The following is a 22,158-nucleotide window of genomic DNA, read 5'->3' on the forward strand; positions in this document are numbered from 1 at the left end:
GAAGCTTGCTGGCGTGGGGCAGGTTGCATCCTATATTGCGGGCCAGGAGGCCCGCAATGATTTTGAACCGCAGACATCTTTTGCAATCCGCCGCCGCAGCATTTCTGATGCCGCGTGTGGCCAGCGCGGGTTTTGCACCGCTTAATGCGCGTGTAGCCAAATACCCGATCGCGCCAGCAAGTTATCCTGAAACGGTAGTCTGGACATATGACGGGTCTGTTCCCGGCGTTGAACTGCGCGTCAGGCAGGGCGACCGCATCCAGCGCACCCTGATAAACCAGCTCCCGCAAGCCACGTCGGTCCATTGGCACGGCATTCGCATCGAAAACGCCATGGACGGCGTGCCCGGCCTGACGCAGGACGCGGTGGAAGCGGGCGCAAGCTTTGATTACTCCTTCGTCGTTCCCGATGCAGGGACCTATTGGTACCATGCGCATAACCAGTCGATTGAACAGGTTGCGCGCGGGCTTTATGGGCCGCTGATCGTCGAAGAAACCGTGGCCCCCGATGTGGATCAGGATTTGGTGCTGATGCTGGACGACTGGCGGCTTGATCCGGAAACCGCCCAGATCACGGATGATTTCGACAATGGCCATGATCTGAGCCATGCAGGTCGGATTGGGAACATCCTGACCGTCAACGGATCATTCGATCCCGCGTTTGCGGTACGCAGAAACGAGCGACTGCGACTGCGATTGGTCAACGCCTCAAATGCCCGGATATTTGACCTGGATCTTGATGGTCTTTCAGGATGGATCGTCGCCTTGGATGGAATGCCCTTGGACACACCGCTGCGGCTGTCGGGCTCTTTCCCGCTGGCACCTGCACAGCGTGCGGATCTGATTGTGGATGTCGTCACCGAGGGCGAAACGGCAAGCCTGGTCAGCGTCGAAAGAGATGGTTCCTTTGGGCTGGCGCGGTTCGAGGTTGGTGGAAACGCTGCCGGGGCGCACAGGCAGGGCGTGTCAGCATTGCCGCCTAACCCTCTGCCTGAGATCGGGAATTTTCAACGTGCCAGAGCGCACCAGATGGTTCTGCAAGGTGGCGCAATGCGGTGGCTGGAAAGCGGCCGGCTGGGTGGAACGGAACTGTCAGGCCGCGAACTGGCGCAGTTGGGCAAATTCTGGGCGCTGAACGGTTACGCCGAGCGCCCCGAAGATCCGTTTCTGGATGCGGCCGTCGGCAGTTTGCACAGGATCGAGTTCGTAAATGAAACCGCATTTCCGCACGCAATGCATCTGCACGGGCATCACTTCCGGCTGATCATGGACGATGGCTCTCTGGGCCCCTGGCGTGATACCGTTCTGGTCGGGCGGGGACAGACTCGCCAAATCGCATTGATCGCGGACAATCCCGGGAACTGGTTGCTGCATTGTCATATGCTTGGGCATGCTGCTTCCGGGATGATGAGCTGGTTTCGGGTCTCGTGACGCCGCATTCGGCGGTTGGAATGGCGCTTGTTTGAATGCTATAGGCCCTCGCGACGCCTATAGTAGGCAAACTATGCAACGAGCCCGAAAAGGCCTGACCCATGAGTTCTGAAATCCGCTTGGCATTCGCACACCCGTCCGAACGGTCCGAAGCGACGTCTCCTCGGGGGCCGTTGGATCGTATCTCTTTGCGCGACCATATCGTCGAAGTCGAAATCGGTGCCTTCCAAGCCGAGCGGGGAACAACCCAGCGGATCTGTTTCAACATCGTGGTCGAAGTCCGGCCTCTGACAGACCCGATTGATGATGATGTGGACCGAATCCTGTCATATGACCGCGTAACGGAATCCATCGCCTATGAGCTGGCGGCCGAGCGCCTGAACCTGCTTGAGACATTGGCCGAACGCGTTGCGGAACGCATCCTGCTTGAACCTCAGGCTGTAAGGGTCTTTGTTCGCATCGAAAAACTGGATCGAGGCCCGGGTGCGTTGGGGGTTGAGATCGTGCGTGGAAAAGACTCGGTCCATCATGAGGTGGCCGAAGAAGAACGCCCGCATCCCCGCCTTGTCTTCCTGTCGAATGACGCCATCGCCTCGGAAAACCTGAAGGGTTGGATCGATCAGTTGGAGAACCGCCAGCGCCCGCTGATCCTGTGTGTCGGGGCGTCCGAACTGGCCGCTCCGCAAACGGGTCATGCGATGACGCAACGCCGAATTGACCTGTTGGCAATTGAACAGAATGCCTGGGTTCTGGCGGCACGGGACCATCGCTGTGTGGTGGTCTCAACGCGGACCGAATTGGATTGGGCGATGAAGAACGGCCAGATCTGTGTCTGGGCCCCATCCAAGATCGTATTGGACGCCGTTGACGGCCCGTCTGCCGCCCCGTCGGATGCCGTGGCGCTGGCTGCATGGTTCGCGGCGACCTTTGAAGCGAGCGAAATGATGGTGATCGGCGGCGCATTGCCGACGGAACCCAAAACGCCCTTGCGCGCTGTTGCGGTGGATCAGGCCCAGCTGTGAGAACCTATTTCAGACCACTGGTTCAGCATGGAGCGACCCGTCCGGCAGGCGCTGTGCCGCTGGCGGGCCAACCCCTTTGGTTCACTCATGCCGAGGCCCTGCGGCGCGGGTCAGAACCCGAAATCGTCGCGGCCTCGGACGTTCCGTCAGATTACCTGAGCCGTTTGATCCAACCGCGGGCTGACGTGGCGGGCCTTGATATGCAGGTGCCTCATATCATGGGGATTCTGAATGCCACGCCGGACAGTTTCTCGGATGGCGGTGTTCACAGCTCGGTAGATGCTGCTCGCGTGGCTGCGGTGAATATGGTGGCGCATGGTGCCACGATTCTGGATATCGGCGGAGAGTCCACCCGTCCGGGGGCGGATTTTGTCCCGGCCGGGGAAGAGATCGCGCGAACCCGCCCGTTGATCGAAGCGATCCGGTCGGAAACAGGCGCTTTGATTTCCATCGATACACGAAAGGTCGATGTCGCCAAGGCTGCCTGCGCGGCCGGGGCAGGGTTGGTCAACGATGTCTCGGGCTTCACCTTCGATCCGGCATTGGCACCGTTCTGTGCCGCGCAGAGAGTGCCTGTCTGTGTCATGCACATGCAGGGTGATCCGGCGACGATGCAGATCAATCCGCAATACGACAATGTATTGCTGGATGTTTACGATTTTCTCGAAGGCCAGATTGCGTTGCTGGAACGTCTTGGCCTGAGCCGCGATCAGGTCGTTGTGGATCCCGGGATCGGGTTTGGGAAGACCGAGGATCACAACCTGATCCTTCTGCGAAATCTCAGCCTGTTCCACGGCTTGGGCTGCCCGATCCTGTTGGGCGTGTCGCGCAAGGGCTTTATTGGCGCCATCGGAAAAGAGCCTTGCAAGACTGCCCGCGCGCCGGGATCAATCGCGGTGGCTCTGGCCGGATTGTCTCAGGGCGTGCAGATCATCCGCGTTCATGACGTGGCCGAGACCTCTCAGGCCTTGCGCCTATGGGCTGCTGTCCGGTAATCCGGTCGCACGGCAAATCACGGAGTAACACCTATGCGCAAGCTGTTCGGAACCGACGGGGTGCGGGGCACCGCCAACACGCATCCGATGACGGCAGAGATGGCGTTGCGCATCGGGGCCGCTGTCGGGCGGTATTTCCGACGCGACGCGACAGGGGTGCACCGGGTTGTCATCGGCAAGGATACGCGTTTGTCCGGCTATATGCTGGAAAACGCGCTGACGGCCGGTTTGACATCTACTGGAATGAACGTGCTGCTGCTGGGGCCCGTTCCGACGCCCGCCGTTGGCCTCATGACGCGGTCCATGAGGGCTGATCTGGGCGTCATGATCTCGGCCAGCCACAACCCTGCCGAAGACAACGGAATCAAGTTCTTTGGGCCGGACGGCTATAAACTGTCCGATCAGGCCGAGGTCGAGATCGAAAGGCTGATCGACGAAGGCGTCAGACCCGCCCAGGCGCAGAATATCGGCCGGGCGCGCCGGGTTGATGACGCACGGTTTCGCTATGGCGAACGTGTGAAGTCGTCGTTGCCGCGGAACGTCAGTCTGGATGGTTTGAAGGTGGTAATCGATTGTGCGAACGGCGCAGCCCACCGCACCGCGCCAGAAGTTCTGTGGGAGCTGGGCGCAGAAGTGATCCCCGTGGGAATCGCGCCCAACGGCAAGAATATCAATCTCAACTGCGGATCGACCAAGCCGCAACTGGCCGCAGAAACCGTTGTCGCGCATGGCGCCGACGTGGGCATTTGTCTGGACGGCGACGCGGACAGGGTGGTTGTGGTCGACGAAACCGGCCAGGTGGCTGACGGCGATCAGCTTATGGCTTTGCTGGCGACGGCATGGAAGAAATCGGGCCAGTTGAAAGGCGACGCCCTGGTCGCGACCGTCATGTCCAACCTGGGCTTGGAACGCCATCTGACAGCGCAGGGTTTGCGTCTGGAGCGAACGGCCGTCGGTGATCGCTACGTGGTCGAACGGATGCGTGAAGGTGGGTTCAACCTTGGTGGGGAACAGTCCGGCCATATCGTTATGAGCGATTATGCCACAACCGGTGATGGGTTGATGGCTGGGCTGCATTTCCTGGCGGAAATGGTTTTGTCGGGGCGCAAGGCATCTGATCTGTCCAAGCAGTTCGAAACCGTTCCGCAGTTGCTGAAGAATGTGCGCTATTCCAGCGATCAAACACCGTTGGAGGTTCAAAGTGTTCAGGCGGCCATCGCCGATGCCGAGGCGCGGCTGAACGGGCAGGGCCGTTTGTTGATCCGCAAATCCGGGACCGAGCCTCTGATCCGCGTGATGGCTGAATGCGAAGACGATGGGTTGCTGACCCAAGTTGTCGACAGCATCGTGGCAGAGGTCGAAGCCGCCACAAGCTAGTGCCCGAACAATACCTTTCGCAGGCTGAACCACTGGCTGATGGCCATGCCGGTCAGGATCAGCGCCAAAGCGATGTAAAAGCGCAGGGGCAGGGCCTCGGACAGGATCCATGCGCCGAACACCATCGACCAGATCGGCACCTGGTAATTCACCAATGTCAGGAAAACCGACCCGGCGCTGCGGGTGATCGAAACGCGCAAAAGGGTGGCAAACGCGGTTGGCAGCAATCCCAGAACGATCAGGGCGATTGTCGGGCGGGGGCCTTGCCAGGTCGGCAGCCCCTCGGTGACCAGCATTATGGGCAGAAGAAGCACGGCCCCGACAACCAGCGTCAGAGCAGCCAGTACCAAAGGGTCAACCGGCGGACAGCGTCGCGTCAGCACGGATGAACTTGCATAACACAACGCTGCCGTGATGCAGGCCAGTTGTGCGACGGGTTCTGCCCCCTGGCCCAATTGTGCAAGGCCGGGTCCGATCAAAACCAGGGCCCCGGAAAAGCCAAGGCACACCCCCATAAATCGGCGCAGGTTCAGTGGTTCATCCGAGAAGAAATGCGCAAGCGGCAGCACCATCAGCGGGATAGCAGCCATGGACAGCCCCGCAAAGGCAGATGGCACAAATTGCTGCCCCCAGCTCAGCAACATGAATGGCACGGCAGTGGACAGCACGCCAATAAGGACAATCGAAACACTCAGCGCCGGCGTCAGAACCGGCAGCTTGCGACCGGTCGCCCTCATCATCAGCAACAGGGTAACAGCGCCCAGCGTGGTTCGTGAGGTGGCAACGGTGATTGGGCCATACCCTTCAAGCGCCATGGCAACGACCATGAAGGTCGCGCCCCAGATCAGGCCCAGCGTGAAGACGCCGCTCCAGTCCTGTCTTGTCGGCTGTAGAACCATTGATTGTCCTGTCGGAACGCGCGGGTGCGCCAAAAAATTTAACCTGACCGGCTGTTTATGTGCCTTGCCGGACCTTTGTTCAAACGAAAAAGGCGGCCACGCGGGCCGCCCTGTGAAAGGCTTCCGCCCTACTTAGTTCTTTTCTTTGTCAACCATCTTCCCGGCCGAAATCCACGGCATCATGCCGCGCAGCTTGGCGCCGGTTTCTTCGATCATATGCTCGTCATTGGCACGGCGCGCCGCTTTGATGGTCGGCTGGCCAACTGCGTTTTCCAGCATGAAGTCACGAACGAATTTACCCTGCTGGATGTCGTCCAGAACCGCTTTCATGCGCGCTTTGGTTTCGTCGTATTTCAGGATACGCGGCCCGGTGACGTACTGGCCGTATTCGGCGGTGTTCGAGATCGAATAATCCATGTTGGCGATGCCGCCTTCATAGATCAGGTCAACGATCAGCTTCACTTCGTGCAGGCACTCGAAATACGCCATTTCAGGGGCGTAACCGGCTTCGACCAGAGTTTCAAAGCCGCAGCGGATCAGTTCGACCAGACCACCGCACAGAACGGCCTGTTCGCCGAACAGGTCGGTTTCACATTCTTCACGGAAGTTGGTTTCGATGATGCCCGAGCGCCCGCCACCGATGGCCGAGCAGTAGGACAGGCCGATTTCCAGCGCCTTGCCGGTTGCATCGTTGTGGACAGCGACCAGGCAGGGCACGCCGCCGCCTTTGGTGTATTCGCCGCGCACGGTGTGGCCGGGGCCCTTGGGGGCCATCATGATGACGTCGACGCCTTCTTTCGGCTCGATCAGGCCGAAATGGACGTTCAGGCCGTGGGCAAAGGCGATGGCCGCGCCCGGCTTGATGTTGTCGTGGACATATTTTTTGTAGGTCTCGGCCTGAAGCTCGTCGGGCATGGTGAACATGATCACGTCACACCAGGCAGCCGCTTCGGCGATGCCCATCACTTGCAGACCTTCCGCTTCGGCTTTCTTGGCCGAGGGCGAGCCTTCGCGCAGGGCGATGACCAGGTTCTTTGCGCCTGAATCGCGCAGGTTCAGCGCGTGGGCGTGACCTTGCGAGCCATAGCCCAGGATAGCCACTTTCTTGTCTTTGATCAGGTTGATATCGCAATCGCGATCGTAATAGACGCGCATTTCGCCGGTCCTTTCTGGTTTGATTGCGGCGGTTGTATCTGCCTGTTCGCGCAATGGCGATAGGGTTGGGCTTGAGTTTTTGCGAAAAAGATGAAGAATAATTCGTAATAGTTAGAGAAAGTGAAAAAATCATGCTTGATGATATTGATCGGCGCATTCTGCGCCACTTTCAAGCAGACCCGAGCCTGACAACAGCGGAACTGGCCGATCTTTGCCGGATTAGCGCGGGCGTCTGCTGGCGGCGAATCGAAAAGATGCAGACCGCAGGGATCATCGAAGGGCAGGAGGCCGTGATAGACTGGGCCGCGATGGGATATGCTGTCGAAGTTTCGCTTCGGATCACGCTCGACAAGACGCAGGCCCGAGCTTTCGACGATTTCACGCAGGCGGCGCGTGACGTGGCAGAGGTAATCGAAATCCAGACCTTTCTGGGTCGTGTCGATGTTCGTCTTTCCGTCATTGCAAGAGATATGAAGCATTATCAGCAGCTTTATCGCGACCGGATTCTGACCCTGCCTCATATTGCCGATATCGAGGCCCTTATGCACATCGCGCGGGTCAAGCGGGACGAGGTGCTGCCGGTATGATCGAACTGGATGAGATTGATCGCCGTCTTCTTCGCGCGCTGCAACAGGATGCCACGCAAAGTGCTGGAGCATTGGGGCGCCGGTTCGGGTTGTCCCAACCCGCCACGTGGCGCCGCATTCGTCGGCTGGAAGAGGCAGGAATAATCAAGGGCCGTCGGCTGCGTCTGAATGCCGAGGCGCTGGGGTTCGGTGTCACAGTCTTTCTGGGCATCAAGCTGGGGCGCAAGGGCCAATTCAGTCTTGAAGATTTTGAGCGCGCTGTCAGTGCCGTGCCCGAGGTGCAGACAGTCGAACACGTGCTGGGGCTGTATGATTATCGACTGCGTGTCGTAGCCCGGGACTTGGCCGATTTCGAACGTGTTTTGCGGCGTCGGATCATGACTCTGCCGGGTGCAGGCGACGTCGAGGCCAACGTTCTGCTGAGCGAAGAACGTCTGCCCGGTCCCATCGGCTGAACAGAGTCAGTATTTCGTGCGGATGCAATAGCCCGGATGATGCGTCATGCGCGCAAAGGTAAGCGGCCTGTCTTCTTTCCAGGTGGTGCGCTCCATTTGAATCATGGATGTTCCCGCCGTGGTGCCCATGAATTCTGCCAGTCGCGCATCTGCGGAAATGGCACAGAAAGCGACCTCGGCATCGGTGAAAGGTGCGGCCGTCAACAGCCATTCATGTGGCCCCTGTTCGAACAGGTCCGCGTCCTCCACGTCAGGTACGGCCTCGATGTTGATCCATCGTTCTTCCATCTGGAAGGGCCGATTATCTGCATAGTGCATACAAATTACATGTAGAACACGCGCGTCCGGTGCCACGTTGATCTGCGAGGAAAGCCATCCTGGGCTGGTGACCACATTCCTTTCAACAAGCGCATAGCGATAGTTTGCATTCTGGTTTTCGACCACTTGCCGCGCCAGTGACAATTCAAGTTTGGCGTGTTTGCTGGGCTCTTTCTTGACACGTGTCCCGCTCTTGCGTTTGCGCTCGACAAAGCCCTGGTCGGCCAGTTCTCTCAAGGCTCTGTTCACAGTGGCCCGGGCGCAATTGAACTCCTCTGCCAGCTGGGTCTCCGTCGGCAAAAGCGATCCTTGTGGCCAGACACGGCTTTCAATGCGTCGTTTTACTTCGTCTCGAACGAACTGGAAGCTGATACGCTTTTGTATCGTCACGGGTGAATCTATCCCTTCAAGTATAAAGTGTGCGCATCTGTTCAGAAGCAAGTAGAAGTGTAAAGGGGAAGTGACACTGGTTGGCGTCATTTTTCTGTTTTCAGGAAACTAAGTGAGAAAAATTAAGTGTTTGTTAAGCTTTACGTTGGGTCAAGTTTTGCAGCGAAAGGGCTTTACCCGCACTGACAAAGCGGACAAGACTTCGAAAACGCTTTGGAGAGGATGCGCCATGCCAGGCTTGCTGGAAACCGTTGACCCGGACGGGCTCGAAGAATTCTCGGTCGTATTTACCGACCGCTCGCTGAACCATATGTCGCAAAAGTTTCAGCAGGTGATGTGCGACATTTCGGATATGTTGAAGGGCGTGTACAACGCGGATGGCGTTGCCGTTATTCCCGGTGGTGGAACCTATGCCATGGAAGCGGTCGCCCGACAGTTTGCGCGCGGCGCAGATGTGCTTGTGGTTCGCAATGGTTGGTTTTCGTACCGGTGGAGCCAGATCATTGAAAGCGGTTCTCTGACAAACTCGACCACGGTCATGAAGGCGCGCGAGACTGGCAATTCCAGCCCATCGCCTTTTGCGCCTGCTCCACTCGAAGAGGTCGTCGCCGCGATTCGCGAACAAAAGCCCGGTGTTGTTTTTGCTCCGCATGTCGAAACGTCGGCGGGGGTCATTCTGCCGGATGATTATGTGACCGCGCTGGCAAGCGCGGCGCATGAGGTGGGTGCGCTGATGGTGTTGGATTGCATTGCGTCGGGTTGCGCCTGGGTGGACATGAAAGCCACCGGTGTCGATGTTCTGATCTCGGCGCCGCAAAAAGGGTGGAGCGCCTCGCCATGTGCCGGTCTGGTCATGTTGTCTGAACGCGGAGAGGCACGTCTGGAGCAGACCAGTTCCGACAGTTTCGCCCTTGATCTGAAGAAATGGCGGCAAATCATGCAAGCCTATGAAAACGGCGGCCACGCCTACCACGCCACGATGCCGACCGATGCGTTGCTGGCCTTCCGCGACACCATGGCAGAGACTCGTGAATACGGGTTCGAAAAGTTGCGTGCGGCGCAATGGGCGCTGGGTGACGGTGTGCGGTCGATGCTGAAGGACAAGGGTGTTGTTTCGGTTGCGGCCGACGGTTTCGGCGCGCCCGGAGTTGTGGTCAGCTATACCTCGGATCCCGAAATCCAGAACGGCAAGAAATTTGCGGCACTTGGTATGCAGATTGCCGCAGGTGTTCCGTTGCAATGTGATGAGCCCGAAGGGTTCAGCACGTTTCGGTTGGGTCTGTTCGGGCTCGACAAGCTGTACGACGTGGACGGCACCATCGCGCGTTTGAAACGGGTGCTGGATCAGGTTCTTTAAGCGGACCGGGCCTTAGCGAACGCCAAGGCCCATCTGCATCAAAGTCTTGCGCACGGGGGGCAGGGAATAGAGCGCGCTCAGCCCCATCGCCCGTGCATCCCGCAGCGGCCGCGTCTCGATCATCGAGGCGCGGTTCAGCAGATCAATGCCCTTGACGCGCATCTCGACCTCGGTGTGACGGGCCTTGTGATAGGCACCCAGCATCTGTTCGTCTCCCAGACCTTCGGGCCGAGCCTGTGCCAAATCCAGCAGGCAACGCAGGTCGCCCAGAGACATGTTCAATCCTTGTGCCCCGATGGGAGGCACCACATGCGCCGCCTCGGCCATCAGCGCAATGCGTTCACCCGCCAACCGTTCCGCCGATTGGCTGATGATCGGCCAGATCGTTCTGCGGGATGCCAATTTCAGCGGGCCGAACAAACCGCAGGACCGAGAGGTCATGGCGGCCTCGAATGCCTCGGGTTCCAGGTTCAGAAGTTCAACGGCCTTCGGGCCGCGCTCCATCCAGACGATGGCGGACGAGTGCTGCCCGTTCCAGTCCGGCAGAGGCACCAGCGTGAACGGCCCCCCGGATCTGTGAATCTCAGTCGAGACATTCTCGTGTGGAATGGGGTGCGTCACCGCAAATGCCAACGCTTTTTGTCCATATCGAGTTGTGTGCACCTCGATGCCGGCCGCTTCGCGCATTGGCGAATTGCGACCATCGGCAGCAATCACAAGTCTGCACCGAACGCGGCGGCCATCGCTCAGGCCCGCGCGGGCCTCGGCGGTTCGGGTGAACAGGCTGGTGGTCGCGGTGCCGGGGCGGAAATCGACATTTGGCAACTCGGCCAGTCGTGCCACCATTTCACGGCGCAACAGCCAGTTGGGCAGGTTCCAGCCGAAAGGTTGTTCGGAGATGTCGGCCGCGTTGAAGTCGCGAACGACGCGTGGCTCGGGCAAGTCGCCCCCGGCGTCAACGATCCGCATGACTTGCAACGGGGCTGCCTGTGCATCCAGTCTTGCCCACAGACCGCATAGTTCCAGCAGGCCACGCGCAGGCTGCAAGAAAGCCGTTGTACGCAGGTCCGACCCGTCCACGTCCCGCTCGGTGATCGGAGGGCTCGGATCAACGCAGATCACTTCAAAACCTGCTGTTCCGAATACCGCCGCAGCGGTCAGACCGGCGATCCCGCCACCGGAAATCAGGATGTCACAGCTGTCGGACATGGCGCCTCTCATCATTCTGGGCAGAACCTAGTTCGGATCTGCCCCAAGTGCCAAGTGACATCCTGTCCCGTATTTCAGCCCCGTGAAATCAGGATGAGGATCAGAAACATCAGCGGCACCATCATAAGGGCAGGGATGTAGAGGCCGGGAAGGCCGAACAACATGATGGAACAGCCCCACATGCTGAAAATCGCAGCGGCGGTGTAATACAAGTCTTCTGCCTTGGCGTTGACCGCGTCGCGCGCCAGCCATCCAAAGACGGGAATTGCAAAGAAAAGGCGCTGCCAAATCGGTAGGCGCAGCGGCATGTCAATCGCGCTCATCGGGGTCTCCATCTGTTCGTCGCTGCCGCGCATATAGGGGTGTGGAAGCGCGTGCAGAACGTGCAGATCGTCGCAGTGTGACAGCCTATCGCAGGCGCGACAGAAACGCGGTCAGATCGTCCGTGTGATGGTGGATGTGATCGGCTTCATGCGGGTCCGGAGAAACATGAACCGTGCGCATTCCCATCTGGTGCGGGGCCGCGAGATTGCGTGGTTCATCTTCGAACATGGCCGCCGTTTCTGTCTGAAGGCCGTCCTGTTCAAAAATCGCTTCGAACGCAGCTTTTTCGGGCTTTGGTCGGTACCCTGCATGTTCAACACCGTATATCGCGTCGAACAGGCCTGTCAGGCCGCGTGCCTCGAGGACCCGTTCCGCATAGGGCGCGCTGCCGTTGGTGTAGACGATCCGCCGGCCGGGAAGGGCGCGGATGTGATCGGCCAGTTCCGCATCCGGGTCCATGTGGCTCATGTCAACCTGATGTACCGCGTGCAGGTAAGGGTCGGGGTCCAGATCATGTTCGGCCATCAACCCGGCCAGCGTGGTCCCGTATTCCCGCCAGTAATGCGCGCGCAGCCGGTCGGCCTCAGCCCGGTCAACACCGATGGCTTGCACCACATAATCCGTCATCAGAACTTCTATCTGATCGAACAGCCGCATATGCGGTGGGTATAGGGTGTTGTCCAGATCGAACACCCATTGTGTGACATGACTAAACGAAGGTTTGACCATGGCTTGGGTTTAGGGCGCAGTCGGTCGGTTTTCAATGCTGTACTTGATCGCCGCCCCCTGTCACGGCTAGACATGTCCGAACGAGGAGACAAACGATCCCATGAGCCAGACCCGATCCCCGACCAAGGACGCCTACAGCCTTATCCTGGAAGCCATCGATGTGGGTGTCTACAAACCCGGTGATCGGTTGGTGGAAAGCGAACTGGCAGAGCGTTTCGGAGTGTCACGCACCCCGATCCGCGAAGCGTTGCAACGGTTGGAAACCCAGTCTTTGCTGGAACGGGACGGGCGGTCGTTGATCGTCGCGTCCCTGGATCACAACCAGATGGCCGAGCTTTACATCGTGCGCCGGGAACTTGAAGGGCTGGCTGCGCGCCTTGCCGCAAAGCACGCCACTGAGGAAGAAATCAAGGTTCTTCAGGATATGGTCGTCGAAGACGACAAGTTGATCGATGACCCAACGGCTTTGTCGCGCGCCAACCGGCGGTTTCACGAACAGATTCATCTGGCGTCACACAATCGCTATCTGGTTCAGCAGCTTGATCTGGTTCACCGGACCATGGCTTTGATGGCGACCACTTCGCTGGCTGTTCAGGGTCGTGGCGAGATTGCGCAAAGTGAGCATAAGGGAATCGTCGAGGCCATCGCGGCCCGAGACGAAGAAGCCGCAGGGCAGGCGTTGAAGGAACATATTTCAATCGCCTTCATGACACGTCTGAAACAGGATGCCAGTCGTCGCGACAAGTGAACGTCAGGCCAGCGGAACGTCTTCGCTGGCCTGCCCGTGTTGGGTTTTGTCCCAAAAAAACGGATTTGTCGCCAGTTCCCACAGGGCTTTGTAACCGGCGACCACCCCCAGCGGGAAATACAGACACATCGTCGGGACCCACGGCAGCAAAAACCGACGTTCACGCGCGGATACAGCGATGATCCCGACGCATATATTCAGGGCCTCGGTTGCCAGAAACAGCCAGATCAGCGCCGTCGTGATCTGCTGCGGCAGGATCTGCTCCATCGGATTGGGCATGCCCAGGGCGTACAACCAGAAAATCCATAGAACAGGGGCCAGCAGGAACTGACCCAGAGTGCCCAGAAAGAATGCCTGTAGGCCGATAAACTGGGCCGCACCCAAATCTGCATACAGTTTCCGCGGGTCCCGCATGTGCACAAGATAGGTGACCATGAACCCCTTGAGCCAGCGTGAGCGTTGCTTCACCCACGGCCAGGCACGGAAATTCGCCTCTTCGAAGGTGGCGGTGTCCACCATCTCGGTCCGGTAACCCGCCCGGCAAAGCCGCACGCCCAAATCGGCATCTTCGGTGACATTGTGGGCGTCCCAACCGCCCAGTTCCAACAGCTTTTCGCGGCGGAAAAAGAACGTCGTTCCCCCAAGCGGGACGACCAGCCCCATACGTGCGATGCCCGGTAGGATCACGCGAAACCAGCCGTTGTATTCGATGGTGAAACAGCGTGACCGCCAGTTCGTGCGAGGGTTGTAGTAGTCCAAAACACCTTGCAGGCAAACCACCTCGGGCGAAGCTTGGGTGAAATGCGCAACCACTCGTTCAATCTGATCTGGCTGTGGTGCGTCTTCGGCATCCCAAACGCCAACAATGTCACCACGGCAAAAATCCAGCGCGTAATTCATGGCGCGCGGTTTGGTGGTCAACCCGTTCAGTTCCGGGGCTTCAACAACACGCATCCAACTGGGCAGAGCCACTCGCGCAAGGGCGTCGCGCGTCACGTCATCGGTCGCCTCGAGCACGAGAATGACGTCCAGCAGCGCTTTGGGATAGGTCAGCCTTTGAAGCCGTTGCACCAGAGCACTCGCGATTTCTCGCTCCTTGTACAACGGCACCATGATGGACACGCAGGGGTGACGCAGCGCGATCGCCGCCTCTGTTGGCTGGGTCGGCTTTTTCATGCGGTCGCTGAGACAGGCCAGGGCGCCCATTATCCGAAAGGCTGCAAAAAGAACCAAACTACCTACGGCCGCGCCCAACAAAACCATCAATCCAAACGAAGGGAACAGGGCGAAAAGACACAGCACACCCAGCGTTGTTGCTGATGATACGAGCCGGGACCCGGCGGTCCAGTTGCGGCAGCTTTGTGCCGCGTTCACACGGGTTTCGGCCGCTTTTGCGAGCGTCCGCGCGAAGTGCTGTGCAATGACCCTGTCGATCTGATGAGAATCCGCAAGAACCGGCAGGATGGCACAGTCGCAATCCTGCATCTCGGCTGCCACGGTTGCAAAACGATCGGGCCGGGCAGTGGCGACCAAAACCAGAGGGCCGATGCGCATCCAAGGAATGACATTGTTCTCAAGCCAGAAATCTACCGGCTTCAGGTTGCACAATCCGGGCATCGGTGGAATTTGTTCGAGGTCCGCGATCTGCCACCCAAACTGCGTCGACAGGGCCTTTAGAACGTCCTGCCTGGTGGCATACCCCTCGCCAACCAGAATCTCGCCAAGCGGCGCTTTCTGCCTGGTCTGCAAGCTCAACGCATGGTCCAGTTGCGAGCGCGTGATAACCTCGGTTTCCAGCAGGCAAGCGCCCAGCGGTTTGCGAAAACCGGGCGCAGGAATCGGGGTGGCGGTTGTAAAATTCTGAAGGTTAAGTTCAACCATAAAGAAACCCTGGCACAGTTACCTGCGCTCAGGGTTGATCAAACAAGGTTAATGTGCCGTTAACTCTGGTAACTTAAGGGTTTATGCCTGCTCTTTTTTCTTTTCCATCGCATCGGCGAAACGTTCGAACAGGTAAAAACTGTCCTGGGGTCCGGGCGACGCTTCGGGGTGGTATTGTACCGAGTATACAGGTCTGTCAGTCATGCGGATCCCGCAGTTCGAGCCGTCAAACAGTGATCTGTGGGTCTCGACCACGCCCTCCGGTAAAGACTGTGCGTCCACGGCAAAACCGTGATTCATCGACGTGATTTCGACCTTGCCGGTTTCCAGATCCTTGACCGGGTGGTTCGCGCCGTGGTGGCCGTGGTTCATCTTGACTGTCTGACCGCCCAACGCCAGCGCCAGCATCTGGTGGCCAAGGCAGATACCAAAGACGGGCAGATCGGTTGTATCCAGAATTTCCTTGATCATCGGCACAGCATAGGCACCCGTTGCGGCCGGGTCGCCGGGGCCGTTCGACAGGAAAACGCCATCCGGCTGATGGGCCAGCACTTCGGCAGCCGTCGCCGTCGCTGGCAAAACGGTTACATCACATCCAGCCGAGGCGAGACAGCGCAGAATATTGCGCTTTGCACCATAGTCGACAGCCACGACTTTGTGGGCGGGGGCCTCTTGCCGCTTGTATCCTTCCGGCCAGGCCCAGCGCATTTCATCCCAGCGGTAGCTTTGGGCACAGGTGACTTCCTTGGCCAAGTCCATACCTTCCAGCCCGGCAAAGCCGCGGGCCGCAGCAACCAGTGCTTCGATGTCGAAATTGCCCTCGGGATCATGAGCCAGCGCCACATGCGGCGCGCCCTGCTGGCGGATGGCGCGGGTCAGACGGCGGGTATCAACGCCGCCGATGGCGATGCGTCCACGGTGGGCAAGCCAGCCCTTGAGTTCTTCGGCCGAGCGCCAGTTTGACGGCTCGGTCGGATCCCATTTGACGACCATTCCAGCGGCGACCGGATCACCGGTTTCGTCATCTTCCGGGTTCACGCCGACATTGCCGATATGGGGGAAGGTAAAGGTGACGATCTGCCCGGCATAGGATGGATCGGTCATGATTTCCTGATATCCGGACATCGCTGTGTTGAAGCAGAGCTCAGCCACGGTCTGTCCGGTTGCTCCGAAACCGATGCCGTAAAACAGCGTTCCGTCGGCCAAAGCCAGACATGCGGTGGGCTTGGACGGGGCGTTCTGGGCCATGGCGCGACTCTCCTGCAAGGTAAACCGGCGCATACCTAAGGGGGTTAAGCGCTTGGGTCAAGTCTGTTCAATTTTTGGGCTATTGTTATTTTTCAATGGGTTAAGCTTGGTCGCCCCCGGTTGTAACACGCTTTTTGTTTAGATATGTTCGGGGTTCCGTTGTCATGGGGATGGACAAGCCAAATGGACATGCGATCACGGGTGAATGCCGCCCTGAAGCAAGCAATGAAAGACAAAGCAGCCGAGCGTCTGTCGACACTGCGGTTGATCAACGCGGCCATCAAGGACCGCGACATCGCCGCGCGCGCCTCGGACAATGAAGAGGTCAAGGGCTGCGGTGATGCAGAGGTGCTTGAAATACTTGGTAAAATGACCAAGCAACGTAAGGAAAGTGCGCGCGCTTATGAAGAGGGCGGACGCCTGGACCTGGCCGAGCGCGAGATGCAGGAAGTCGCCGTCATCGAAGAGTTTCTGCCCAAGCAGCTGGATGATGATGAAGTGTCAAAGGCGATTCATGCCGCGATTACTTCAACCGGTGCCGGTTCCATTCGAGACATGGGCAAGGTCATGGGCGAGCTGAAGACCCGCTATACCGGACAGATGGACTTCGGCAAGGTCGGACCCATGGTCAAGGACCAACTCTGCGCCGCATCAAACGGCGACTGCTGAGACACCTACTGCGCGACAGGATCGCGCAGTTTTCTGGCCAGGTCGTCGTAGAGCGTGATACGCTCGTCTTCCGACAAAAACGCCCCGATTTCGACCTCACGCCCGTCTCCGACGAGCGTGACGTAGTGTGGCACCGGACCACCTTTTTCGTACATCTCAGGTCGAGCCCAATAGCGATTGCACGACCATTCATGTTGGTCCTTGCCCGGGGTGTGATGCACCAGGCGGGCTTGTGAACCGGACAAGGTGAAAACCTCAAACGCACTGCGCGCGCGATAGTTCGCCTGAATCGCCAGCCAAAGCCCAAGCACCGTCAACAGCAGAAACGGTAACAGGCCCCACAACACGACCGACCCAAGCACGGCCAACAATGGGATCAAACCGAACAGAAATACAGACAGGATGGCAATCATTGCCCCACGTCGCGGCAGAGAGTTATGCGGCCAGAGGCGCAGTTCCTGTTCGGTTTCGGATGTCTGATTCCATTTGTACGGCATACCGGAAACATATCGCAGTGCCGCCTCATGTCGACGGATTTTGATCAGACCACGTGGCCCACACGCGCCCAGGACAAGGCGTCATCCAAACGGTCGTCGCCCCAGAACACCTCTTGCCTCACCACGAAGCTGGGGGCGCCGAAAACACCCAGTTTTACGGCGATGTCTGTTTCAGCTTCCAGCGCGGTGACGATATCCGGGCTGCGCGCGCGGGCCAGTGTCAGACGAGGGTCCTGCTGGCACCGTAGCAAAGCTTCGGACAGGGCGCTTTCGCTGCCCGCCTCGACGCCATCCTCGAACCAGATGCGGTATAGGTTCTGGGTAAATGACTTGCCCCACCCATCCGTCATACCAAGCAAAGCGACCTGATTGGCCAGGGCAAGATCGGAAATCGGATAGGGTGCGGGCAGGCTGGCGTGGATGTGATACTTGGCACAGCGCCGTTCGATATCACGCCACATATATGCGGATTTTTCGGGTTTTCCGGCGAACGGGATATTCTGCTGGGCTGACATGACCGTGCGCACATTAAAGGGCCGCCAGTTAACGGTGGCGTCATGTTCAGCGCACCAGTCGTCCAGACGCATCACGGTAAGGAAGCTGTAAGTGCTGCCGATTGAATACCAAAAGTCGATTTCCGGCATTGCCGATCCTCCGACTGTTCTGCGGGGGTATCATAGCGGATTTTGGTACACTTGGCGAACCGGCAGAGGTGGAAACGAAAAAACCCCGCCACGTGGGCGGGGTTTCCTTGGATCAGATCGGGATCAGTGCGCGTGGCCTTTGTCCCAGTCTTCCTGCTTGGGCAGCTGCTCGAACGTGTGTTCGGGCGGCGGCGTCGGCAGGGTCCATTCCAGCGTATCCGCGTATTCGTTCCACGGGTTCGGACGTGTCTCTTTCGCGCCACGGAACAGGGCGTAGAACACGATACCGAAGAACAGCAGGAACGAGGCGAACGAGATAAATGCGCCGATCGACGAAACGAAGTTCCACTGGGCGAATGCCTCGGGGTAGTCGATGTAGCGGCGCGGCATGCCCTGACGGCCCAGGAAGTGCTGCGGGAAGAAGGTCAGGTTGGCGCCGATGAAGAACAGCCAGAAGTGAACCTTGCCCCAGAACTCAGAGTACTGACGGCCCGTCATCTTGCTGAAGTAGAAGTACACCCCAGCAAAGATCGCGAAGACAGCACCCAGCGACATCACGTAGTGGAAGTGTGCCACAACATAGTAAGTGTCATGATAGGCACGGTCGACACCGGCCTGCGACAGAACCACACCGGTCACACCGCCGACGGTGAACAGGAACAGGAAGCCGAAGGCGAATAGCATCGGTGTCTTGAACTCGATCGAGCCGCCCCACATGGTGGCGATCCACGAGAACACCTTGACCCCCGTCGGAACCGCGATGACCATCGTTGCCAGCATGAAATAGGCCTGCTGACGCAGCGACATGCCGACGGTGTACATGTGGTGCGCCCACACGACAAAGCCCAGCACGCCAATTGCGATGATCGCCCAGACCATCGGCAGATAGCCGAAGATCGGCTTGCGCGAGAAGGTGGCGATCACGTGGCTGATGATGCCGAAACCGGGCAGGATCACGATGTACACTTCCGGGTGACCAAAGAACCACAGGATGTGCTGATACAGGATCGGGTCACCGCCACCGGCCGGATCAAAGAAGGTGAAGCCAAAGTTGCGGTCCATCAGCAGCATGGTGATCGCGCCTGCCAGAACCGGCAGCGACAGCAGAATCAGCCATGAGGTGACGAAGATCGACCAGCTGAACAGCGGTACCTTGAACAGGGTCATGCCCGGGGCACGCATGTTCAGAAAGGTGGTGATCATGTTGATCGCGCCGAGGATCGAGGAGGCGCCCGATACGTGCACGGCGAAAATCGCCAGGTCCATGGACATGCCGCCTTCGGTCGTCGACAGCGGCGGATACAGAACCCAGCCCACACCCGAGCCGAGCTGATCGTTACCACCCGGGCTGAGCAGCGAGGCAACACCCAGCGAGGTGCCGGCGACATACAGCCAGAAGGACAGGTTGTTCATCCGCGGGAACGCCATGTCCGGCGCACCGATCTGCAACGGCATGAAATAGTTGCCAAATCCGCCGAACAGGGCCGGGATGACAACGAAGAACATCATCAGAACACCGTGATAGGTGATCATCACGTTCCACAAGTGTCCGTTGGGGGTACATGGGTCGGCCATGAAGCCTTCCAGGCACATGTACTGAACGCCCGGGTGCATCAGCTCGAGCCGCATGTAAACGGTCATCGCCACCGAGATCAGACCGGCAAGGGCCGAAACGACCAGGTACAGAATCCCGATGTCCTTGTGGTTGGTCGACATGAACCAGCGCTGGAAAAAGCTGCGCTGATCTTCATGGTCGTGACCGTGAATGGCTGCGTCTGCCATTATAGGTGCCTCCTGTTGCAACTGCACCGCGCAGTCGGACCTCTCCAACGCGCGGGATTCCTGCTGGTTTTAGAATGTGAAGAGGGCACCTTCAATGGCCGAGTTTGATCTGGATCAAGATTAATTGTCGCGGGCACGCGGGTGCTGCACGGTTTTCCGGCCTTGAACGTGGGGTATCTGGGCATGGCGGATGAGAATTCAAGCCCGGACTGTCGATGCGGCATGGGCGTTGGCAGAGTTCCGCCTTGACCGTCGCCCGTGCGCGTCTCAGAACTGTGCCAACACCCGCAATCCAGAGGTTTGAGATGGCTGATTACGACCCCGACAATATCTTTGCCAAAATCCTGCGCGAAGAAATCCCGTGCATGCGCGTGTACGAGGATGATGAAACGCTGGCTTTCATGGATATCATGCCACGCGCGGACGGGCATCTTTTGGTGATCCCCAAAACACCATGCCGCAACGTACTGGATGCCACGCCCGAGCAACTGACGGCGGTTACAAAAACGGTGCAGAAGATGGCCCGGGCGGTCAAGTCTGCATTCGACGCGGACGGGGTGACGATTCAGCAATTCAACGAGGCGGCAGGCGGGCAGGAAGTCTTCCACCTGCATTTCCACGTCCTGCCGCGCCACGAAGGTGTTTCCATGCGCCCGCCGGGCAAGATGGGGGATTTCGAGCTTATCGGTGAACACGCGAAAAAGATCAGCGCCGCTCTCGTCTGATCATTCGGCGCCATGGGGCCCCATGCATGCGCCATGATCCTGAAACGCGTGCAGCACGGCACAGACATGATCGTGCTGCCCGTCGCAGGCCGCTGCAATTCGGGTCAGTTCAGCCTGGAGGTTTTGCAGACGGGCGATCCGGTCCCGGAGATCGGCCAGTTGTTTTTGGGCAATTTCGTGCGCCCGGTTTAGGTCGCTGCCAGACGCGCCTTCTAGGGACAGCAAGCCCACGACGTCGGCCAGTGGCAATCCCAGATCACGGCAATGGCGAATGAAGATCAGCCGTTTCAACGCGGTATCGTCATACCGGCGTTGATTGCCCGCCGTTCGCTCTGGCTTGGGCAACAGGCCTTTGTCTTCATAGAACCGGATTGTCGGAATTTTCACTCCGGTTCGGCGCGATAAGTCCCCGATCGAATACATTTTTCGGTTTTGACCTCTTGAACCTCTAGTGGCTAGAGGAATTACATGCTCTGGGAAGCCGTAACAAGGGACATGAAACGATATGGCACACCAGCATTCCCACACCGGGCATGGTCACCAACACAACCACATTGATCCAGACGCTGGCGATGCGCGCGTCGCCTGGGCGATTGCGGTGAACATGTTCCTGACATTGGCTCAGGTCGTCGGGGGCATCATTTCGGGTTCTCTGGCGTTGATTGCCGATGCGCTGCACAATTTTTCGGATGCTGTTGCGTTGATCATCGCGTTTTTTGCCCGCAAGATTGCACGGCGTCCGGCCGATCCACGGATGAGCTTTGGCTATGGCCGGGCCGAAGTCGTTGCGGCATTGGTCAATTACACCACGTTGATCGTGTTGTCGGTTTATCTGTTCTACGAAGGCGTCATGCGGTTTTTTGAACCCGAGCCGATCAACGGATGGCTTGTGGTCTGGGTCGCCGCGCTGGCATTGGTGGTCGATCTCATAACCGCTGCTCTGACGTATACTATGGCCAAGGACAGCATGAATATCCGGGCCGCATTCATCCATAATGTTGCGGACGCCTTGGGATCAATCGCCGTGATCGTAGCGGGCACCGCAGTGATCCTGTTCGGCTGGACATGGGTGGACCCGGCGGTGACGATCCTGATCTCGGTCTACATCATGTGGCATGTCAAAGAAGAGATAGGCGAGACGGTCCGCGTTCTGATGCTGGGCGCTCCGCCCGACCTGGAGCCAGAGCAGGTTGCCGCGGCGATCGAAGAAACGGATGGGGTGGTCGAAGTGCATCACGTGCATTTGTGGAGCATGCAGGAACGGCAGCCCGCGCTGACGGCGCATCTGGTCATCGATGCGAACGCGTGGGCAGATGCCGAAATGGTACGGGACAGTGTCAGGCAGACGCTGCAAGTTCGTTTCGGGGTGGGGCATGCGACGCTCGAACTGGAACAGGCCGACCGCGCCTGCGTCGGTTCGTCCCGATTTGGCCATCAGGAAGAATAGCAGTGTCTGAAAGAGAATTGCCGTTCCGATTTGGGGTCGGAACGGCAGACTCGTAACCAAACACTTCTCGGATTTCGAGGGCGAGCCCTGGATCACCGGTTAACATACCACTCACTCTTGATTGGCAGTTCCATATTACTCGTTAACAGGGTCTTTGTATCTACCTGAGTTAAAAAATGCTTAAAGACTTCCATAAATCCATCGAATTCAGGGTTAATTGCCTTACGCATGGGAAACAGAGCCAGCCGGCCACAGGGATTGTTGTTTGCA

At 58.5% G+C, this 22,158-nt stretch carries 23 protein-coding genes; 11 read left to right on the forward strand and 12 right to left on the reverse strand.

Annotated elements, in window-relative coordinates:
• Positions 1–56 precede the first annotated feature (56 nt).
• The 4 genes from I9185_RS01600 to glmM all read left to right on the forward strand — a co-directional run bounded on the left by I9185_RS01600 (position 57) and on the right by glmM (position 4,824).
• Complete coding sequence (locus tag I9185_RS01600) at positions 57–1,430, forward strand: multicopper oxidase family protein (RefSeq protein WP_210092190.1); 1,374 nt, start codon at positions 57–59, stop codon at positions 1,428–1,430.
• A 101-nt stretch (positions 1,431–1,531) separates the two neighbouring features.
• Positions 1,532–2,452, forward strand: a complete 921-nt coding sequence (locus I9185_RS01605) for a dihydroneopterin aldolase (protein WP_170346604.1) — start codon at positions 1,532–1,534, stop codon at positions 2,450–2,452.
• Positions 2,449–3,447, forward strand: a complete 999-nt coding sequence (gene folP / locus I9185_RS01610) for a dihydropteroate synthase (protein WP_171633276.1) — start codon at positions 2,449–2,451, stop codon at positions 3,445–3,447. Before I9185_RS01605 ends, folP begins: the two co-directional genes overlap by 4 nt.
• 33 nt (positions 3,448–3,480) lie before the next feature.
• On the forward strand, positions 3,481–4,824 hold the full coding sequence (gene glmM / locus I9185_RS01615; RefSeq protein ID WP_171228515.1) for a phosphoglucosamine mutase: 1,344 nt from the start codon (positions 3,481–3,483) through the stop codon (positions 4,822–4,824).
• On the opposite strand, the gene I9185_RS01620 is transcribed toward glmM, so the two are convergent.
• A complete protein-coding gene (locus I9185_RS01620; protein ID WP_209833415.1) occupies positions 4,821–5,723 on the reverse strand; it encodes a DMT family transporter in 903 nt (300 codons plus the stop codon). The two genes, glmM and I9185_RS01620, sit on opposite strands and share 4 nt — an antisense overlap.
• Before the next feature lie 132 nt (positions 5,724–5,855).
• Positions 5,856–6,878, reverse strand: a complete 1,023-nt coding sequence (gene ilvC / locus I9185_RS01625; RefSeq protein WP_171633271.1) for a ketol-acid reductoisomerase — start codon at positions 6,876–6,878, stop codon at positions 5,856–5,858.
• A gap of 131 nt (positions 6,879–7,009) precedes the next feature.
• Here ilvC and I9185_RS01630 point away from each other — a divergent pair, with 131 nt between their 5' ends.
• Both I9185_RS01630 and I9185_RS01635 read left to right on the forward strand, forming a co-directional pair.
• Positions 7,010–7,465: an Lrp/AsnC family transcriptional regulator gene (locus I9185_RS01630; protein ID WP_209833413.1), complete on the forward strand. Its 456-nt coding sequence runs from the start codon at positions 7,010–7,012 to the stop codon at positions 7,463–7,465.
• On the forward strand, positions 7,462–7,920 hold the full coding sequence (locus I9185_RS01635) for an Lrp/AsnC family transcriptional regulator (protein WP_210092191.1): 459 nt from the start codon (positions 7,462–7,464) through the stop codon (positions 7,918–7,920). Before I9185_RS01630 ends, I9185_RS01635 begins: the two co-directional genes overlap by 4 nt.
• 6 nt (positions 7,921–7,926) lie before the next feature.
• Here the strand turns inward: I9185_RS01635 and I9185_RS01640 are convergent, their stop codons facing one another.
• The gene (locus I9185_RS01640; RefSeq protein WP_348539704.1) at positions 7,927–8,628 is read right to left on the reverse strand and encodes a GntR family transcriptional regulator; all 702 of its coding nucleotides are present in this window, start codon (positions 8,626–8,628) and stop codon (positions 7,927–7,929) included.
• A gap of 229 nt (positions 8,629–8,857) precedes the next feature.
• On the opposite strand from I9185_RS01640, the gene I9185_RS01645 reads away from it, so the two are divergent.
• Positions 8,858–9,985, forward strand: coding sequence for an aminotransferase class V-fold PLP-dependent enzyme (locus I9185_RS01645; protein WP_210092192.1), 1,128 nt, complete (start codon positions 8,858–8,860; stop codon positions 9,983–9,985).
• A 12-nt stretch (positions 9,986–9,997) separates the two neighbouring features.
• Here I9185_RS01645 and I9185_RS01650 read toward each other — a convergent pair whose 3' ends face one another.
• The 3 genes from I9185_RS01650 to I9185_RS01660 all read right to left on the reverse strand — a co-directional run bounded on the left by I9185_RS01650 (position 9,998) and on the right by I9185_RS01660 (position 12,247).
• Positions 9,998–11,194 (reverse strand): UbiH/UbiF family hydroxylase, encoded by a 1,197-nt coding sequence (locus tag I9185_RS01650; protein WP_210092193.1) that lies wholly within the window; start codon positions 11,192–11,194, stop codon positions 9,998–10,000.
• Positions 11,195–11,268: 74 nt separating this feature from the next.
• On the reverse strand, positions 11,269–11,517 hold the full coding sequence (locus I9185_RS01655) for a hypothetical protein (RefSeq protein ID WP_171228521.1): 249 nt from the start codon (positions 11,515–11,517) through the stop codon (positions 11,269–11,271).
• 85 nt (positions 11,518–11,602) lie between these two features.
• On the reverse strand, positions 11,603–12,247 hold the full coding sequence (locus I9185_RS01660) for a pyrimidine 5'-nucleotidase (protein WP_210092194.1): 645 nt from the start codon (positions 12,245–12,247) through the stop codon (positions 11,603–11,605).
• A 100-nt stretch (positions 12,248–12,347) separates the two neighbouring features.
• On the opposite strand from I9185_RS01660, the gene I9185_RS01665 reads away from it, so the two are divergent.
• The gene (locus tag I9185_RS01665; RefSeq protein WP_171633258.1) at positions 12,348–12,995 is read left to right on the forward strand and encodes a GntR family transcriptional regulator; all 648 of its coding nucleotides are present in this window, start codon (positions 12,348–12,350) and stop codon (positions 12,993–12,995) included.
• Between the two features lie 3 nt (positions 12,996–12,998).
• Here I9185_RS01665 and I9185_RS01670 read toward each other — a convergent pair whose 3' ends face one another.
• Together I9185_RS01670 and carA are read right to left on the reverse strand one after the other, a co-directional pair.
• Complete coding sequence (locus I9185_RS01670) at positions 12,999–14,876, reverse strand: glycosyltransferase (protein WP_171723476.1); 1,878 nt, start codon at positions 14,874–14,876, stop codon at positions 12,999–13,001.
• Positions 14,877–14,957: 81 nt separating this feature from the next.
• Positions 14,958–16,124, reverse strand: a complete 1,167-nt coding sequence (carA, locus tag I9185_RS01675; RefSeq protein WP_210092195.1) for a glutamine-hydrolyzing carbamoyl-phosphate synthase small subunit — start codon at positions 16,122–16,124, stop codon at positions 14,958–14,960.
• Positions 16,125–16,307: 183 nt separating this feature from the next.
• Here carA and I9185_RS01680 point away from each other — a divergent pair, with 183 nt between their 5' ends.
• Positions 16,308–16,793 carry a GatB/YqeY domain-containing protein gene (locus I9185_RS01680; RefSeq protein WP_210092196.1) on the forward strand — a complete coding sequence of 162 codons (486 nt, stop codon included), beginning with the start codon at positions 16,308–16,310 and terminating at the stop codon, positions 16,791–16,793.
• Between the two features lie 5 nt (positions 16,794–16,798).
• Here I9185_RS01680 and I9185_RS01685 read toward each other — a convergent pair whose 3' ends face one another.
• From I9185_RS01685 to ctaD, 3 genes are all read right to left on the reverse strand, one after another.
• The gene (locus I9185_RS01685) at positions 16,799–17,290 is read right to left on the reverse strand and encodes a DUF2244 domain-containing protein (RefSeq protein ID WP_210092197.1); all 492 of its coding nucleotides are present in this window, start codon (positions 17,288–17,290) and stop codon (positions 16,799–16,801) included.
• A gap of 44 nt (positions 17,291–17,334) precedes the next feature.
• Positions 17,335–17,934, reverse strand: a complete 600-nt coding sequence (locus I9185_RS01690; protein ID WP_171723474.1) for a 2-hydroxychromene-2-carboxylate isomerase — start codon at positions 17,932–17,934, stop codon at positions 17,335–17,337.
• A 123-nt stretch (positions 17,935–18,057) separates the two neighbouring features.
• Positions 18,058–19,716: a cytochrome c oxidase subunit I gene (gene ctaD / locus I9185_RS01695; protein ID WP_170346621.1), complete on the reverse strand. Its 1,659-nt coding sequence runs from the start codon at positions 19,714–19,716 to the stop codon at positions 18,058–18,060.
• A 305-nt stretch (positions 19,717–20,021) separates the two neighbouring features.
• Here ctaD and I9185_RS01700 point away from each other — a divergent pair, with 305 nt between their 5' ends.
• Positions 20,022–20,441 carry an HIT family protein gene (locus I9185_RS01700; protein WP_210092198.1) on the forward strand — a complete coding sequence of 140 codons (420 nt, stop codon included), beginning with the start codon at positions 20,022–20,024 and terminating at the stop codon, positions 20,439–20,441.
• Here the strand turns inward: I9185_RS01700 and I9185_RS01705 are convergent, their stop codons facing one another.
• Positions 20,442–20,864, reverse strand: coding sequence for a helix-turn-helix domain-containing protein (locus tag I9185_RS01705; RefSeq protein ID WP_210092199.1), 423 nt, complete (start codon positions 20,862–20,864; stop codon positions 20,442–20,444).
• Between the two features lie 82 nt (positions 20,865–20,946).
• On the opposite strand from I9185_RS01705, the gene I9185_RS01710 reads away from it, so the two are divergent.
• On the forward strand, positions 20,947–21,888 hold the full coding sequence (locus tag I9185_RS01710) for a cation diffusion facilitator family transporter (protein ID WP_210092200.1): 942 nt from the start codon (positions 20,947–20,949) through the stop codon (positions 21,886–21,888).
• Positions 21,889–22,158: the final 270 nt, after the last annotated feature.

Source organism: Ruegeria sp. HKCCSP346 (assembly GCF_017872595.1).
GTDB lineage: Bacteria > Pseudomonadota > Alphaproteobacteria > Rhodobacterales > Rhodobacteraceae > Ruegeria.